Source organism: Bradyrhizobium sp. MI1.11 (genome assembly GCF_055811255.1).
Map to the genome: position 1 here is coordinate 133,912 of NZ_JBVVPM010000016.1, position 16,396 is coordinate 150,307.

15 protein-coding genes are annotated in these 16,396 nt (G+C 60.1%); 4 read left to right on the forward strand and 11 right to left on the reverse strand.

Annotated features, from left to right (window positions below; translation table 11 throughout):
• The first annotated feature begins 124 nt into the window (after positions 1 to 124).
• Positions 125 to 4,675, forward strand: coding sequence for a beta strand repeat-containing protein (locus tag AC0L30_RS18170; protein ID WP_473404874.1), 4,551 nt, complete (start codon positions 125 to 127; stop codon positions 4,673 to 4,675).
• A 239-nt stretch (positions 4,676 to 4,914) separates the two neighbouring features.
• Here the strand turns inward: AC0L30_RS18170 and AC0L30_RS18175 are convergent, their stop codons facing one another.
• Positions 4,915 to 5,109, reverse strand: a complete 195-nt coding sequence (locus AC0L30_RS18175; protein ID WP_473404875.1) for a hypothetical protein — start codon at positions 5,107 to 5,109, stop codon at positions 4,915 to 4,917.
• Between the two features lie 197 nt (positions 5,110 to 5,306).
• On the opposite strand from AC0L30_RS18175, the gene AC0L30_RS18180 reads away from it, so the two are divergent.
• Positions 5,307 to 5,540 (forward strand): DUF6894 family protein, encoded by a 234-nt coding sequence (locus tag AC0L30_RS18180; protein ID WP_473404876.1) that lies wholly within the window; start codon positions 5,307 to 5,309, stop codon positions 5,538 to 5,540.
• Between the two features lie 564 nt (positions 5,541 to 6,104).
• Here AC0L30_RS18180 and AC0L30_RS18185 read toward each other — a convergent pair.
• The 10 genes from AC0L30_RS18185 to AC0L30_RS18230 form a co-directional block, all read right to left on the reverse strand.
• A complete protein-coding gene (locus tag AC0L30_RS18185; protein WP_473404877.1) occupies positions 6,105 to 6,596 on the reverse strand; it encodes a hypothetical protein in 492 nt (163 codons plus the stop codon).
• 33 nt (positions 6,597 to 6,629) lie between these two features.
• On the reverse strand, positions 6,630 to 6,965 hold the full coding sequence (locus AC0L30_RS18190) for a hypothetical protein (RefSeq protein ID WP_473404878.1): 336 nt from the start codon (positions 6,963 to 6,965) through the stop codon (positions 6,630 to 6,632).
• Positions 6,966 to 7,056: 91 nt separating this feature from the next.
• Positions 7,057 to 7,320, reverse strand: a complete 264-nt coding sequence (locus AC0L30_RS18195; protein WP_051058368.1) for a hypothetical protein — start codon at positions 7,318 to 7,320, stop codon at positions 7,057 to 7,059.
• A 312-nt stretch (positions 7,321 to 7,632) separates the two neighbouring features.
• On the reverse strand, positions 7,633 to 8,649 hold the full coding sequence (locus AC0L30_RS18200) for a patatin-like phospholipase family protein (RefSeq protein ID WP_473404879.1): 1,017 nt from the start codon (positions 8,647 to 8,649) through the stop codon (positions 7,633 to 7,635).
• 253 nt (positions 8,650 to 8,902) lie between these two features.
• Positions 8,903 to 10,282, reverse strand: a complete 1,380-nt coding sequence (locus AC0L30_RS18205; RefSeq protein WP_473404880.1) for an autotransporter domain-containing protein — start codon at positions 10,280 to 10,282, stop codon at positions 8,903 to 8,905.
• A 275-nt stretch (positions 10,283 to 10,557) separates the two neighbouring features.
• Entirely contained in the window at positions 10,558 to 10,998 is a 441-nt protein-coding gene (locus AC0L30_RS18210) for a hypothetical protein (RefSeq protein WP_009859213.1), read from the reverse strand.
• An 82-nt stretch (positions 10,999 to 11,080) separates the two neighbouring features.
• On the reverse strand, positions 11,081 to 11,416 hold the full coding sequence (locus AC0L30_RS18215; RefSeq protein WP_473404881.1) for a curlin repeat-containing protein: 336 nt from the start codon (positions 11,414 to 11,416) through the stop codon (positions 11,081 to 11,083).
• Between the two features lie 89 nt (positions 11,417 to 11,505).
• Complete coding sequence (locus tag AC0L30_RS18220; protein ID WP_009859215.1) at positions 11,506 to 11,772, reverse strand: Curlin associated repeat-containing protein; 267 nt, start codon at positions 11,770 to 11,772, stop codon at positions 11,506 to 11,508.
• Positions 11,773 to 12,146: 374 nt separating this feature from the next.
• Positions 12,147 to 12,584, reverse strand: coding sequence for a hypothetical protein (locus AC0L30_RS18225; protein WP_009859216.1), 438 nt, complete (start codon positions 12,582 to 12,584; stop codon positions 12,147 to 12,149).
• Between the two features lie 2 nt (positions 12,585 to 12,586).
• On the reverse strand, positions 12,587 to 13,462 hold the full coding sequence (locus tag AC0L30_RS18230; protein WP_009859217.1) for a formylglycine-generating enzyme family protein: 876 nt from the start codon (positions 13,460 to 13,462) through the stop codon (positions 12,587 to 12,589).
• A gap of 270 nt (positions 13,463 to 13,732) precedes the next feature.
• Between AC0L30_RS18230 and AC0L30_RS18235 the strand changes: the two genes are divergently transcribed.
• Together AC0L30_RS18235 and AC0L30_RS18240 are read left to right on the forward strand one after the other, a co-directional pair.
• A complete protein-coding gene (locus AC0L30_RS18235) occupies positions 13,733 to 14,641 on the forward strand; it encodes a DUF4399 domain-containing protein (protein WP_473404882.1) in 909 nt (302 codons plus the stop codon).
• 7 nt (positions 14,642 to 14,648) lie between these two features.
• The gene (locus tag AC0L30_RS18240; RefSeq protein WP_473404883.1) at positions 14,649 to 15,959 is read left to right on the forward strand and encodes a caspase family protein; all 1,311 of its coding nucleotides are present in this window, start codon (positions 14,649 to 14,651) and stop codon (positions 15,957 to 15,959) included.
• Positions 15,960 to 16,396: the final 437 nt, after the last annotated feature.

The following is a 16,396-nucleotide window of genomic DNA, read 5'->3' on the forward strand; positions in this document are numbered from 1 at the left end:
CACGGGCCAGCGCGCCGCCATCTTTGCCCAGGGCGTCGAACATATTCAGGATACCAGCGGGACGTACGACGCGCCGAAGGACACCACGCCGCCTGCCAAACCGGCTGCTCCAGCAGACGCCTCCGTGGTCAATGGTTACGTCAATGTGGCCAACGATACCGCCGCACAGGCGCTGACCGGCACTGCTGAGGCTGGTAGCATGGTGACCATCTACGATGAGAGCTTACTGTTTGAGACCTATCCGGTTACACAAGGTGTGGCGAACGGTTGGATCGCCAACGGCGCTGGCCAATCGAATGAGTACGAACCGTTTTCGCTCAACCAAATGTCCGCCATTACATCGATTGACTTCGTGATCCGCGCTGGCGGCGCGGCGCCTAACTTCCCGACGGACGTAGACGTCACGCTCTACGCAGCCGGATCGGCTCCCGGGCAACTGGGACCTGCGGTCTACAGCCACGACTACAGCCCGGCCGAGTTAACGACGTTGTTCATCGATACAGCCGGCGCCGGAATACTCGGAGCGGAAGTGCATGTTCCGGCCTTAACGCTTGCCGCCGGCACCTACTACGTGTCCTTTACCTCCAACGGGTCTCCGCTTTATCCGACGCTCTATCCCGGTGTGGCGAGCTCCTTGTATTTTGTCGATGGCAGCCCACGCGGAGGCACTCCCACCTCCATGGACTTTGCCATCAACGGCTACCAGGCGATCGGCACGACCACAGCAGATGCTTCGGGGAACTGGAGCTATACCATAGGCAGCCTCGCCAATGGTTCGAGCCACACCTACACGGTCACCGCCACGGACGCGGCGGGCAATACCAGCTCCCGCAGCGACGCATTGACCTTTGCCGTAGATACCGCCATTCCGGCGGTGACGGCGAGTCTAGCTCGCGATACTGGCATGTCGTCGACGGACAATATCACCTCGAATGCCGAGCTGAGCGGGTCCGGCGATGCCAACGCGGTGGTTCACTTTACGGTGGACGGCGCGGCGATTGCCACAACGGCAACAGCTGACGCCAGCGGCGCCTGGACCTTTACTCCGAGCCTTGTGGATGGTCCGCACACCGTCGTGGCAACCGAAGCCGACGCTGCTGGTAACGTCGGCACGGCCACCCTGACGTTCACACTCGATACTGCCGTACCCGGTAAACCGGCTGCTCCTGTGGACGCTTCTGTATCCAATGGCTACGTCAACGCGGCGAACGATACTGCTGCCCAGAAACTGACGGGGACGGCGGAGGCCGGCAGCACGCTCACCATTTATGACGCGAATATTTCGACCTACACTAGTCCCGTTACGCTGTTCGAGACTTATCCGGTTACACAAGGTGTGGCGAACAACTGGATCGCAAACGGGTCTGGTCAGGCAAACGAGTACGAAGCGTTTTCACTCGGGCAGGATTCCAAGATCACTTCAATCGACTTTGTGATCCGAGCTGGCGGTGCTGCACCAGACTTCCCGACAGACGTAAATGTCACGATCTATGCGGCAGGATCCGCCCCTGGCCAACTGGGCGCGTCGATGTTCAGCCAGGATTTCAGCGCGGCTGAGCTAACCACGCTGTTTAGCGATACCACAAATTTCGGTGTACTCGGCGCGGAGGTCCATCTTCCAGCGACCGCACTTGCTGCCGGCACTTATTACGTTTCCTTCAGCTCCAATGGGTCTCCGCTCAATCCAACGCTCTATCCCGGTGTGGCGAACTCCTTGTATTTTGTCGACGGCAGCCCGCGCGGAGGCACTCCCACTTCTATGGATTTTGCCATCAATGGCTACCAGGCGTTCGGCACCACCACGGCAGATGGCTCGGGTAATTGGAGCTATACGATTGGCAGCCTCGCCAATGGTTCGACTCACAGCTACACCATCAAAGCAACGGACGCGGCAGGTAACACCAGCTCGGCTAGTGACGCGCTGACTTTCACTGTCGATACCGTGGCTCCCGTGGTGACGGCAAATCTCGTCAACGACACCGGCCTATCAGCAACGGACAGGATCACTGCGAACGCTGCGATTTCCGGTACGGCCGACGCCAATGCGGTGATCCACTTCACGGTGGATGGCATGGCGATTGGTGCAACGGCTTCAGCTGACGCCGCCGGTGCCTGGACGTTTACACCGACCGGCCTAGCGGATGGTCCGCATACGGTGATAGCCAGCGAGAGCGATGCGGCCGGCAATGCCGGGACGTCCCCGGCGCTGACATTCACGCTTGACACCCACGGTCCGACCGGATGGCAGTTCAAGCTGGCCAATTCCAACTTTGACGGAGCTTCTAACATTGCTGCAGGAACTGTCATTGGATCCATTGCTCAAACGGGCGATTCGACCAGCCCGCCATTCACATATTTCTTTGCATCAAACGCAGCCGGGACCTCCGGCATCAGCCAAACCAGCAATGGACTCTCGATCGATGCCAACACTGGAGTAGTGACGGCAACGGCGGCCCTGAGCAGTTGGCCCAGCATTTATGTCGCTGCAGAGGATCAGGCGGGCAACATCTACGCTCAACTGCTCACGCTTCAGTTTGGGAGCTCTGCCGGCCAGGCTATCGCCGTAGCCGCTGGAGCCACAGTGACCTTCGGACTTGGCGGCAACGATACTATCACCGGAACGTCAGCTGCGGACGCCCTTGCAGGCGGGGCGGGAAACGACTCGATCATTGGCTTTGTGGGTGCCGACACCGTCAACGGTGGCGCTGGCACGGACAGCATCGTCCTGTCGGCCTCGTCCACGGATCTAAACTCGGCTGCCGATGCCCAAATCATCAATGTGGAAGCAATCACCGCATCGTCGGCCGCCGCCGGCGTGATCATCGACCTGCACCGCCAAAGTGAGGGATTTACCATCACCGGCGGTGCATCGGATGACACCATCGCGGGGGCAGCCGGGGTCGACAGCATCGCCGCCGGCGGCGGCAACGACAGGATTATCGGCTTTATCGGGGCCGATATTGTCAACGGCGGCGCGGGAACAGACACCATCGTGCTGTCTGCGACGTCCGCAGACCTCAACACCGCGGCCAACGCCCAGATCACCAGTGTCGAAGCGGTCTCGGCGGTTTCGGCAAGCGCAGGGGTGACGATCGATCTGCACAATCAGAGCGAAGGGTTCACCATCACCGGCAGCGGGTTCGCCGACCTGATCACGGGCGCGGCGGGAAACGACTCGATCATTGGCTTTGTGGGCGCCGACACTATCAACGGCGGCTCCGGGACGGACAGCATCGTCCTGTCGGCAACGTCCACGGATCTAAACTCGGCTGCCGATGCCCAAATCATCAATGTTGAAGCGATCAACGCGTCGTTGGCAGCCGCCGGCGTAGTCATCGACCTGCACCGCCAAAGTGAAGGATTTACCGTCACCGGTAGTGCATTGGATGACACCATCACGGGGGCAGTCGGAGCCGACAGCATCGCCGCCGGCGGCGGCAACGACAAGATTATCGGCTTTATCGGGGCCGATACCGTCAATGGCGGCGCGGGGACAGATACCATCGTGCTGTCTGCGACGTCCCCCGACCTCAACGCCGCAACCAACGCTCAGATCACCAATGTCGAAGCGGTCTCGGCGGCGTCGGCAACCGCAGGGGTCACGATCGATCTGCACAATCAGAGCGAAGGGTTCACCGTCACCGGCAGCGCGTTCGCCGACCTCATCACGGGCGGCGGAGGAGCCGACACTCTGATTGGCGGGCTGGGCGATGATACTTACGTGGTCGCGAATACCGGCGACTCGATCGTGGAGAGCGCCGGTGAGGGTACGGACACGGTGCAGGCGTCAGTCACCTACACGCTCGCGCCCAATGTGGAAAACCTTACGCTGACCGGTACTTCAAACATCAATGGGAACGGCAACGTGCTCGACAACGTCATCATCGGAAATGGTGGCAACAACATTCTGGCCGGCCTGAGCGGCGCGGATACGCTCGACGGCGGTCAGGGCACTGACACGGCGACCTATACCGCCTCAGCGCTTGGCGTCAACGTTAGCCTGGCGACAGGGCACGGTACCGGTGGCGATGCTCAAGGCGATACCCTAGTCAATATCGAGAATCTGACCGGATCCCAATTCGACGACATATTGGAGGGCGATGCCGGCGATAACGTGCTGGCAGGCAGTTCCGGCATCGACACGGTTAGTTACCAGCACGCGACCGCCGGGGTCACGGTCAGCCTTGCCGTGACTACGGCACAGAACACGGTCGGGGCCGGTACGGACGCGCTGACGGGCTTCGAGAATTTGACTGGCTCGGCGTTCAATGACGCGCTGACCGGCAACGGCGCCGCCAATGTGTTGACTGGCGGCGCCGGCAACGACGTGCTGAATGGCGCGGGTGGGGCGGATACGCTCGACGGCGGAGCCGGCGCAGATAGGCTCACCGGCGGCGCAGGGAATGACTCGTTCAAATTTAATTTCGGTGAGGCGAACGGCGACGTCGTGACCGACTTTACCGGAGCCGGGGCGAACGTCGGCGATCATTTGGACTTCTACGGCTATGGCACGCTCGCCACTGGCGCGACAATCCAGCAGGTCGGAACAACCGATTTCTACAAGATTACTCCTGACGCCGCTCATGGCGGTGCCGCGGCGGCCGAAACGGTCGAGATTCTCAACGTATCTAACCTCAACACGAGCGCGGGATCGAACGACTTTATTCTGCACTGACCAGGTGACGGCCAGTTCGGGCAGCAGGGAAAGGCGGAAGGCACGAGCTTGGTCGAGTGTGGCTTGGTTTGAAGCGCAGACTTTCCGATGGATGGTATCGACGTCGCTTATGGTCGATGCGACGAGCGCGGCTTTCGTTGGTAGACTTCGAAGGACTTGCGTCCGTCGCCCAAAAGGCCGCGTTCTTCCATAACGTGGCATACGCAAATGCTGGCAAAATGAGCCAAATGTGCAGCGCCTCAGGCCGCGTTCGCCTCGGATTCGGTGATCCGTTGGAATTCAAACAGCAATTCCTGAAAGTGCTTGGCGAGATAGCCGACCACCTCGCGGTTGCGCAGCAGCTTTGACAGGTAGCCGACCGCCAACACCAGGTCGAGATGGTCGGTGCCATAGGTCTGCTCGGCGACCGCCGGGAATCCTATCGCGCGAATCACCGCAAACAGAGCCTTTTCACACCGCCTGGGCCAACGCAGACGTTGGATTTGCCTGATTTGAGGCGGACCGATGATCGCCCTGCGAGGCTCCCAGGCGGCACCATGTGCGCATGATCACGGAAGATCCCTTGAACGCCAAGTATGACTCCGACATGCAGGGTCGAGCTTGCTCACCCGGATGTCACAAGGAGGCGTACATGGCTCAGATCTATTTCCATTGCACTAACGCTCGCGGCGTATTGATAGATCGTCGCGGCACAATCGTATCCGATCTGATCGAGGTGTGCGAGGAGGCCACCCGCAGGGTGCGGTCGCTCGTGACAGGGACCGACCTGGAAGATTGGCGTCAATGGGTCTTGCATGTCAGCGATGAGGCAGGCGACGAGATTTTCGTTCTGCCGTTCGCATTTGTGCTGGGCAAGCCACACTGAGGATGTCATGCGGGCAGCGCAGCCGTCATTCTTGGTTCTTCGTCAGGGCTTGAACGCGATCGCAACGGCGATCATCCGCCGCGCCTTCGCCGGAGCGATGCTCGCGCAGTCGGATTTCCGGCGCAACCCGCACGCCGTCTCAAGAGCATCGCAGGGCTCCAAATGGCACATTCGGGCAAGACCACTTAAAGGTCTTGCCTCCCAGGGGCGTGCAATTCCTCTCTAGCAGACTTTGTGGATGTGGCGGAGGAACCGGCGCACCGGCAGGCGCCGGCATTGTTGTTGGAGCCGGCGTTGTAGCGGTCGTGGACAGTGGCAAAGCGATCGTATCGTCGGCCGAGGCGAGCGTCAGTCCGAGCGGACCCGCTGCGTGGACCGAAGCTAAAGCCAGAACCACGGCAGCAATCATCCTGTGCATGTGGTGTCTACCGTTTGACTGGCACGTAAGACTAGAAGAGGTGCGCTCAAACTCACGTGAAGTAAGTCACGCAGAACCCCTCCCAAGTGGCCTTTACGGTCGCGGGAAGCGAGAGGCGTGGTGGCGGCACAATTGGCAGAGGCCGGTCACATCTTGTTTTGCAGGCCCAAGGCTTTCATCAACCTGTCGAGCGTCTGCTGCGATTGCGGCGAGGCGCCTTTGCGGATCTGCCGGTAGACGTCTGCGTCGGTCGATGGCGGATCACGATCGGCATCACCGTCTGCTGCGCCGGGTGCCGGCGGCGCATCTGGGCTTTTGCCGGCTTCGGCATCGGTCGGATCGCTGGCCCCAGGCTTTGATCGCTGGATGATCATCGCCGAGTTGCCGCCGCTGTGCTGCTCAATGCTGATGTAACCCGGACCAGTCTTGACTTGCTTTTCGGTCTTGGATGGATCGCCGCTCTGGGTGATCGTGGCAGAAATGCTGCCATTGTTCACGGTCGTCGTCTCGGCCCGTGCGGACGCGCTCGCCAGCGCAACCATCAGCACGGCAGCACGCACAACCGATTGTCGCTGAATAAGCTTCATGTGTACCTCCTCGAGGATGGCATGCGTTGGGCGAGGTTGGAACCCGCCCAATCGCTGTCCAGCTGGCCAAGTAGGCCGGCGGCGTTACCATTGATGGACTCGGACGCGGTTGCCATCGCCGACCTGCATGGCGCCGGCGCTGTTGCTACGGCCATGCTGGCTGGTTCCGGCAGAGTTGCCGTTCCCGAGCTGGAGCTGGCTCGAGCTGTTGCTCGTTCCGGACTGTCGGGCAGTCGCCGACATACCGCTGCCGGCCTGCACCTGGCCGTTCATATTGTACTGGCAGTTCTGGCTGGCACTGTCACTCGAGCCGTTGCCGATCTGAGTCCTCGCGTGCACGCAGGCGGTGATGCCGCCAGCGAATGCCGGAGCGGAGACCAAGGTCAGCAGGGCACTGGCAATCAACAGAAGCTTTCTCATGGAGCTTGTCCTTTCGAGGTTTGCTGGACGGAAAGGAGGGTGAGGGAGGTTCCCGCCACGACTCCTTTCCGCGCGATGTGAGATCAGGTGATCAGCGGCGGCGCTGCCACACACCAGCATAGTTTCCGTCACCGTTCTGGCCGATCCCCGCGTTGTTGTTGCGACCGACCTGGTGGACGCCGGCGCCATTGCCGTTACCGAACTGAACGATTTGGCTGTCGTTGTTGCGACCGCGCTGGAAGGTCTCGGCACCGTTGCCGTTGCCGTTCTGCACGATGGACGACGAGTTGCCAGCATACGCCGAAGAAGCGAGCGAGAGCACGGCCGCCGAGACGAGGAGGATGGAGCGAAACATAATATCTTCCCTTTGGATGAAGTCGAACCGCGTGATTGCCGTTCGATGATTTGACAATAGGCCTCGCCGGCACATAACTCTGTGCCGCAGGTCACGCAGGGCGGCGGCGATCGCTTTGCATTCGCATCGCCCGCTGCATTCGACGAGCAGTACTCAAATGCCTCGGAACTCGCGGCTTCATCAATGGTGACGTGGGCGCAATCGTTCAGAGCTGTATCGCGCGTACTTCTTCGCCGATATCGAAACACTGGACATGAATGCAACGACTGGAATCGATGCGTCTAGAGGTCGGCTATAGCAACCTGGCTGCGCTCACAAGTATCTCGCGTGAATATCGATAGTCGAACGCGTGCCGACATGACAAAAATTCGCCGTCAGCCACTTATCGGCGCAGGAGCGACCTACATCGCGCAGATGGGTGAGGAAATTCCAGTCCGCGTTGTACTTGGAGGCGACTCCGAGGTCTTTCATGAACAATTCTGCCTCGATCGCATGAATCAGCATTGTCTTTATCTCGTCGCCCAGCACACCTCTGTTGACGAGGTTGTTGGCGAAGGCAATCGCCCGCATCTCTCGCATCAGCGACGAATTGAAACTGATCTCGTTTAGTCGATTCAGTATGTCGCTGGCCGTGCGAGGTATCCCCTCACGCACGATCGGATTGATGTGGATGACTATGACGTCGGTGGACTGGCACTGATAAATGAGCGGGAAAATTGCCGGATTGCCCATGTAGCCGCCGTCCCAATAGGCTTCGCCATCGATTTCGATAGCCTGGAACAGCAAAGGGAGGCACCCGGAAGCGAGAACGGCCGAGAGTGTCACTTCGTCGTTCTCGAAGATCTTCACTTTTCCGGTGCGGACATTCGTCGCACAAAGGAACAGCTTGACGACATTCTCCTTGCGAAGTCGCTCGAAATCGACAGTCTCCTCGAGCACGTCGCGCAGCGGATTGTAGTTCAATGGGTTGAACTCATAAGGCGACAGAAGCCGCGTCATGATGTCGAAGAATATAAGCGCCGGAGATGTTTCGATCGAACCATATCCCATCAAGCGATCGAACGGGGACGGCTGCAGCGGTCCCCAGGCTGCCGCTTCACTGATGCGCCTCCAAAAGTCCGCAAGACTAAGTTTAGCCCCGTCTCGACCGCCGATTGTCAGGCCATGTGCCATGACCGTAGCGTTCATGGCGCCGGCGCTGGTCGCGCAGATTCCCTCGAAGGACATCCGTTCTTCCTCGAGGAGGCGATCTAAAACGCCCCAGGTAAACGCGCCATGCGCGCCGCCGCCTTGTAGAGCAAGGTTGACCGGCTTGCTTGTCGTACTCATCAGGGCCTGCCAACCGCGCTGTTGCGCGACAAAAACTCCAAATGGAGTTGCCCGTAGCCCAAACGATCGGGCAATCACGCCATCCTAATCTGGCTGCACGAAATCCTAAAGTGCAATCTGGTTGAAGCTGCCCACCCACAATGCTGAGAGGTAAACGCATCAAGAAAGCGCCGGTCGCATGCGGCGGCGAAGATCGTTTTAGCTAGGAAAGAGCTTGGTGGTCTTCCGTACAGGAATTTTCGGATGCCGCGGTTCAGAAGCCGTATCGAAATCCCGCGTTCAACCCGAAACTGTTTGAGCCGTTGTTGGCGACAATTCCCTCGGCCGCGACGTTGACGCGTGCATTGGGTGTGAAGTTATACCCGAGGCCGCCTGACATTCGAACATAAACGTCCCTTATGGGACGCACCGGTGTGAAGATCGGCACATCGGGCGCCAGCGTGAACGCAGTTTGCAAGATGGGCATGGAATTGCGCAGGTCCTTCTCCACGGTTAGGTCAAAGAAGGTATCGGCCCTACCGAACGCGGCGAATTGCGGCTTTAAGCGCAAGCCGCCACTGACCACCGCCGACTGAAGAAACTGATCTGCGACCCTCTGGGTCAGGAATGGATCGCCAGCTTCGGAATAGCCTTTGACGTGAGTGTCGGTGTAGGTGAACCCGCCGATCGGGCCGAGCCGCGCAGCGCCGAGATCAAACAAGTAGCCGGCCTTGATTGCAGCAACCGTTGTATTTGCGTCAGTGTTTGGCGTGATCGGTCCGAAGAACCCGGTGCGAGAGACGTCGAACTGGTTCCAGCCGTATGACGCAATCGCATGAACGAACAGCGAGCTAGTGTCATAGGCCAGGAACCCCCCGAGATGGAAGGAGTCGAGATCCGTCGAGCCGAGCCCTTGCTTGAGACCTGAAGCGATGTGCGTGTAGCCGAATGTCGGTCCCAACGTCAGATTCTGGGTCACATAGAACTTGCCACCCGCGAGGACGCCGGCCGAATCATAGCTGTATTTGGTCGACCCGAAGGTGTCGGCGTGGTCGCCGTGCCGATAATTGGCTTGCACAAACACTGAAGCTCGACAGGGGAGCGGCGGTGCCTTGACGGGCAGAGGCTGATCGACACAGCCCTCCCCACGGCCGGTATCGAGCTGCGACAACAAGTCGCGCGAGAATCCCTGCGCGCTGATTTGGGCCATGCTCGGCAGCGCCGCCGCCGTCTCTGGCGCGAATAACAGGTTCGAAGCCACGCGCTCGAGATAGCCGGTGCCGAGTGCCGCGATCGGCGAGGCTGCGAGCTGGATCACGATCGCAGATGCGTTATTGCCGGTCTGTGCGACCGCCGAGGCGTTGGTCGGGCCGACCTGGATGACATAAGCGTGGCTGAAATCGCCGGTCTGTGTGATCGTCGCGGTGTTGGTGGTGTCGACCTGGATGATCGCGGCGCGGTTATAGAAGCCGCTTTGGGTCACGGTCGCCAATGGATTCGGTGCCAACTGAACGATGCCGGTGATGTTCTGCCCGGGCCCGAACGCCTGGTTCACGACGATCGGACCATTCAGCGATACAAAGCCGTAGCCATTGGTGTCAATGAAACCGGTTTGCGCACTTGCCGGTTCGGCCAGCAGCGCGATTGCGGCCACCGCGAGCGCATATCCAAGCCGCCACCTTTGTCGAGGTAGTGATTTGTCGGCCGATTTGCTTCCCATCGCCCACCTCGCCCGCGCATGACGCGCTCAAATCTGCCGATAAAGCGGCACATTAGCGCAACCGGGGCCGGCTGCCTGTTGCCGTGGAGTGACAGCCGCTGAATCTTTCGGCGCGAGCATCGCTGCCGATGACACGATGCTAGAATCCGCGGCCGGCGATCAAGCCGGCGCGGTTTCGATTGCGGCTGTGCTGGCCGGCGCCGCGGCCGTTACATTTTCTTCTGCAAACCCAGGGATTTCATCAGATTGTCCAAGGTCTGCTGCGATTGCGGCGAGGCGCCCTTACGGACCTGCCGGTAGACATCCGAGTCGGTGAGCGCGGGACCACGCTCCTCGTCGCTCGCGGTTCCGCCCGGCGCTGTCGGCACGTTCGGGGTGTTGCCACCTTCGCTTTCGGTGCCATTGGGCGAGCCGGGCTTCGACTGCTGGATGATCGTCGCCGAGTTGCCGCCGCTGTGCTGCTCGATATGTGTATAGCCGGGACGGGAGTCCACCCGCTTCTCGGTCTTCGATGGATCGCCGTTCTGGGTGATCGTGGCAGAATTGCTGCCGTTGTTCACGGAGGTCGTCTCGGCCCGCAACGACGCACTTGCGAGAGCAGCCCCCAGGGTTGCAGCAAGCACAAAGCCCGACCATTGGATCCGCTTCATCTTTTCCTCCTATCATGAAGGCGGGTTGGGCGAGGGACCCGCCCAACCGCCATGCGGCTCCGGCCCGATAGGGTCGACAGCCTTACCATTGATGGACTTTGACGCTGTTGCCGTTTCCAACCTGCATGGCTCCGGCGCTATTGTCACGGCCGTGCTGGCTGAGGCGGGTCGAGTTATTGTCACCGAGCTGAAGCTGGCTCGACGTGTTGCTGGTTCCGGACTGCCGCGCGCCGGCCGACATTCCGTTACCGGCCTGCACTTGGCCGTTCATGTTGTATTGGCAGTTCTGGCTGACGCTGTCGCTGGCGCCGTCGCCGATCTGGGTTCTGGCGTGCACGCAGGCGGTGACGCCGCCGGCGAAAGCCGGAGCCGAGACCAGAACCAGCGCGGCGCTGGTGATAAACAGAAGCTTTCTCACGGGTTTTTCCTTTCGAGGTTCGCGTGGCGGAAAGGAATGTGAGGAACGGGTCCGTCACGGTTCCTTTCCGCTGATGCGAGATCAGGTGATCAGCGGCGGCGCTGCCACACACCAGCGTAGTTGCCGTCGCCATTCTGGCCGATGCCGGCGTTGTTATTGCGGCCGACCTGATGGACGCCAGCGCCGTTGCCGTTGCCGAACTGAATGACCTGGCTGTCGTTGTTACGGCCCTTCTGGAAGGTTTCGGCTCCGTTGCCGTTGCCGTTCTGCACGATGGAAGAGGAGTTGCCAGCATACGCGCTCGAAGCAGTGAGTGAGAGGACGGCGGCGGAGACGATGAGGATGGAGCGAAACATGGGAGTGGTCCTTCTGGGTCAATTCGAACCGCTTGATTGCCGTTCGATGATTGGACGATAGGACTCATCGGCACATAACTCTGTGCCGCAAGTCACGCATGGCGGCGGCGATCGCTTTGCATTCGCATCGCCCGCTGCGTTCGACGAGCAGTACTCAAATGCCTCGGAACTCGCGCCTTCATGAATCGTGACGTGCGCGCAATATCGCGCGTACTTCTTCGCCGCTGTCGAAAGGGTGAGACATGAACTACTGAAAGGCCAAACTGAACAACGGATCGCGGCGCTCCAAAGTCGCGTGTGATCAGCACACGCGCTAAGGACTCAATGCACAGTCGACAATGATTTTTCTCGCGGACAATCGTCTTGCAGCTTGTTTAGGGGCTGCGGCCGACGCGATCAGACGTCTCGGTCTCGACGGCTTTCCCGATCAGGAGATTGATCGGAATGTCTTGTCCGCTGCGGCAGGTCAGCAGCCCCGAGCCTGATGATCCAGAGGCGACAATGCGGCATTCATCGTCGTCCATGACCAACGTGCCTTCCAAGCGCAGGGACGAAACTTTCAACTGCATGCGCGCCTGCTTCTGCTCGACGCCATTGATGCTACACAGGCCTATGTGTCGCAACGTGACCGTCCCTGAATAGTCCACTGGGGCGCGTATTGCCCCTTTCGCCAAGCTTCCCGTGATCTCCCACTCCTGGAGATAGCCGATTTTACCACTCGCTGGGTAAGATTGCGCCCAAGCTGTCGGAGTAGCGGCAGTCAACACGAGAAGCGCCGCAACAATCGAGCGCATTATTCCCGCGCGCGGCATGATTACGGTAACTCCCGCACGACACGAAAGCCGTTGGCGTAATATCGTACGTCGACGTCGTAGCGAAACCTCGCCGACGATCTGACGTCGCTGGCCCTGCTGAGGAAGTTGCCCCCGCGCAGTACCCGCAGGCGGCAGTCGCCCGACGTCCAGGGCGACGCATCCTTCGGCGCATTGCGATAGGAGTCGTTCCAGCAATCCTCGACCCACTCCGCAGCATTACCTGATGTGTCGTAGAGCCCGAAGCCGTTTGGCCGGAACGAGCCCGCCGGTACGACCTGCTGCTTGATCGGACTACCGCAGCCTTCGCACTGTGCATGACGGTCGCCGATGTCCTTGCCCCACCAGAACGGCGTTCGGGTTCCCGCTCGCGCGGCATATTCCCATTCCGCCTCGCTGGGCAGACGATATTTTTGTCCGGTCCTCTGCGACAGCCAGGCGACAAACAGCTTGGCATCCTCCCAACTGACATTGATCACCGGACGGTCGCCACGCCCCCAGCCGTGATCCTCGGGACGCACCCTGCACCCGCCAATGTCAGCACACTGATCCCATTCCGCGAATGTCACCTCGCGTCGGCCAATGGCGAAGGGCTTGCGAATGCTGATCGTATGCTCGGGCTTCTCGTAGGGCGTATCATTAGACCCCATCACGAACTCGCCGGGCGGCACGACCACAAGCTCCGGACAATTGTTGCAATCACGAAATAGTTCACCCGGATCCGGAGTGGCGCTTTGCTGGGCCACCTTGGTGTCGGATGACGCGGATGGCGGGTCGGCGGATGGGCCGGTGCTAAGCCCTCGCTGCGCGCTCGCTGCAGTGCTCGCAAGTTCAACGAGCGCCATGAGGAAAAACGCAGACAAAACGGCGGATTTCATATCATGATCTCCGGTCGGTTAGAACGATCGGAAGTATGCACACGTCACATTCAATGTGACACAGCATGCTTCATTCGACCGCAGCGGGCAAGGCGATGCTCGCGCCGTCGGATTTCGGTTTACATTGGGCGGCAAAGGAATATCGTTTCATCTCCCTTCGTTCTGCGCGGATGGGAATTTCTTGACGCTTGCAATTATTGCAGTTTCCCGCGGCTAGTGCGGTCCAGATTGTGGATCCATGTATTGGGAAGATTGCCGATGATTCACCGATTGCTGACATTGGTTCTGGTTCCATTTCTTGCTGGTTTGATGCATTGCCACGCGGCACAGGCGCAGACTGGCGGGCCGACTCCGTCGCCGGCGGGAGCAGCCGTCTATTTCATCGGATTGAAAGACGGCGATACGCTGCCAACCAAGGCTATTCTGCATTTCGGCCTGCATGGCATGGGCGTCGCACCGGCAGGTTCGGACCGCGCCAATAGCGGTCACCATCATCTGATAATTGACTCGCCAACGCCGCCACTGAATTCCGAGATTCCAAACGACTTCCAGCACCTGCATTTCGGCGCGGGACAAACTGAGGCAGAGATTTCGCTGACGCCCGGCGAGCACACCTTGCAGCTTGTGTTCGGCGACAAGAATCACGTTCCGCATTCGCCGCCGGTGACCTCCGAGAAGATCAAGGTCAAGGTCACTGACCAGACCTCTCCCGCGGTAGCTCAAGCCGCTCCTGCGGCGGTTCAATCCACTGCCGGCGGACGTCGCCCCTCCCCGAAGGATGCCAAGGTTTATTTCATCTATCCGAAGAACGGCTCTTACATTTCCCCAAACCCGGTTATCCGCTTCGGCCTATTGAATATGGGCGTCGCCCCGGCGGGCTACGATAAGCCCAACACCGGGCATCATCATTTGCTTGTCGATGCCGAGTTGCCTCCGCTCGACCAGCCGATCCCGAACGACTTCAACCACCTGCACTTCGGCGCCGGCCAGACCGAAGCGAAGATCACGCTCCCGGTCGGCCAACACAAGCTGCGCCTGCTGTTCGCCGACTTCGCCCACGTGCCGCAGGATCCGGCGGTGTTCTCCGACGTCATCAGCGTCACTGTGACGGAGAGCGGCCAGCCGCCAAGAAAGCGCTCGAAGTACCGCCATCGCTCATGGCGGCGTTACGGATACTGATACAGCGATGAAACTGCGCCAACTCTTGATCTACTGCCTCTGCGTTGTCGTCGGCGCGATGTTCGCCGATGCGGCAGCAGCGGAGCGTCGGGTCGCGCTCATTGTCGGAAACTCTGCCTATAAGAACGCATCTACGCTGTCCAATACCATCAACGACGCCACGGCAATCGCGGCACTATTCAAATCGATCGGCTTCGAAGTCGTCATTTCGCGCAACGATCTAGGTGTCGTCGAGTTCAAGCGCACTGTACGGGAATTTCTCATCACGGCTGAGAACGCTGATATGGCGGTGGTCTATTACGCCGGCCATGGCATCGAGATCAGCGGCACTAATTATCTCATACCGGTGGATGCCAGGTTGAGCCGCGACTACGACGTCGAGGATGAAGCTATCTCGCTCGACCGCATCATCTGGGCGTTGCAACCAGTACGCCGCCTGCGCTTGATCCTGCTCGACGCCTGCCGCGACAACCCCTTTGCAGCCAAGCTGCGCTCGGCAGGCCGCACACCGGCTAGGGGCGGGCTTGCGAAGCTTGATGAAGTCGGGGCCGATACGCTGGTCGCCTACGCCGCGAAGGCCGGCTCGATTTCCTATGACGGCGATGGCGTTAACAGCCCCTATGCAATCGCACTACTCAGACACCTTGCCGAGCCCGACGTCGACATCCGGATCACGCTTGGCCGTGTTCGCGATGCAGTTATCGCCATGACCGGCGGACGGCAGGAGCCGTTCATCTATGGCTCCCTCGGCGGCGCAACCATCTCCTTGGTGCCGAATACAACAAGAGTTGCGCCGGCGCCGCCCGTCGCGGCCGCCCCGGCGCCCCCGCCAGCTTCGGTGCCCACCCCGCCGAAACCGGTCGTAGTCAGTCCAGCGCCGGCACCGCCAACCGTGAATGCAATGGTCCCAAAGCCGCCGCTTCCAGCGCAGGCGGCGCCCCAGACCGTAGACCCCTGTGTCCGCGACGAAGCGAGGCTGGCGCGTCTGCGCGCCAACCCCGCGCCGGAAGAGATCGTCAACTTCCAGCGCGAAGTCGCGTGCGCTCGACTGCGCCCCCAAGTGCAGCGCCTGTTCGAAAGCTTTGCCGGCGATACCGCTCTGCCGTCTGGCGGAAATCCGGCACCACAAACGGTTCCGAAGCAGCAAGCGCAGAACGAGTCTGTTCGTTCCGAGGACACTTGTGCCCGCGACATTGCGCGTCTGCTGAGCATGCGTGCTGAGCCTACGCTTGAGGCGATCACCAAGTTCGAAAAGGATTTGGGCTGCGAGAGGCTCCGGTCCCAGCTCCGCCGACTGCGCGAGAGCGTCACTCCTTGATCTCGTCCAGGTACCCCGCGACCAATCAGCCGGGTGTCAGCGAGCAATGGCGACAAATGGGCGAGCAGCAAACGTACAAGTTCGGGCTTTCTACTTATGCCGGTCTTCATGTAAATCCGTTGCAGGGGGTTTTGGCAGTGGGTTCACAAAGGCCGATAAGGTCTTCTGAGCAATCAGGTTTGACGGACAGAGAAGCCCGCTGGTCGTTTCTCTCGCCTATCGAGAGAACCTGAGCTGCAGCGGTCGAGCAAGTTTTTTTACAGATTCTCTCCCTCCAGCGAGAGAACTGCAAAACCTCCCAACGCGGTCACCGCTCCGGCAGCTATTTCGAAGAGGTTGGCTCCGCGAGGCGCTTGCGTGTCAACCTGTCAACCGTGTCAACCCAAGAATAGCCCGAACTAGCTAGCGAAATTTCGGGGCGCGCTTGGGCCGTAGGG

Coding starts and splice junctions, on each gene's coding strand:
- AC0L30_RS18225 (WP_009859216.1), bottom strand. CDS start 12,584: ATGCCGCGCGCGGGAATAATGCGCTCGATTGTTGCGGCGCTTCTCGTG.
- AC0L30_RS18195 (WP_051058368.1), bottom strand. CDS start 7,320: ATGTTTCGCTCCATCCTCCTCGTCTCGGCGGCCGTGCTCTCGCTCGCT.
- AC0L30_RS18230 (WP_009859217.1), bottom strand. CDS start 13,462: ATGAAATCCGCCGTTTTGTCTGCGTTTTTCCTCATGGCGCTCGTTGAA.
- AC0L30_RS18240 (WP_473404883.1), top strand. CDS start 14,649: ATGAAACTGCGCCAACTCTTGATCTACTGCCTCTGCGTTGTCGTCGGC.
- AC0L30_RS18200 (WP_473404879.1), bottom strand. CDS start 8,649: ATGAGTACGACAAGCAAGCCGGTCAACCTTGCTCTACAAGGCGGCGGC.
- AC0L30_RS18210 (WP_009859213.1), bottom strand. CDS start 10,998: ATGAAGCGGATCCAATGGTCGGGCTTTGTGCTTGCTGCAACCCTGGGG.
- AC0L30_RS18190 (WP_473404878.1), bottom strand. CDS start 6,965: ATGAGAAAGCTTCTGTTGATTGCCAGTGCCCTGCTGACCTTGGTCTCC.
- AC0L30_RS18180 (WP_473404876.1), top strand. CDS start 5,307: ATGGCTCAGATCTATTTCCATTGCACTAACGCTCGCGGCGTATTGATA.
- AC0L30_RS18220 (WP_009859215.1), bottom strand. CDS start 11,772: ATGTTTCGCTCCATCCTCATCGTCTCCGCCGCCGTCCTCTCACTCACT.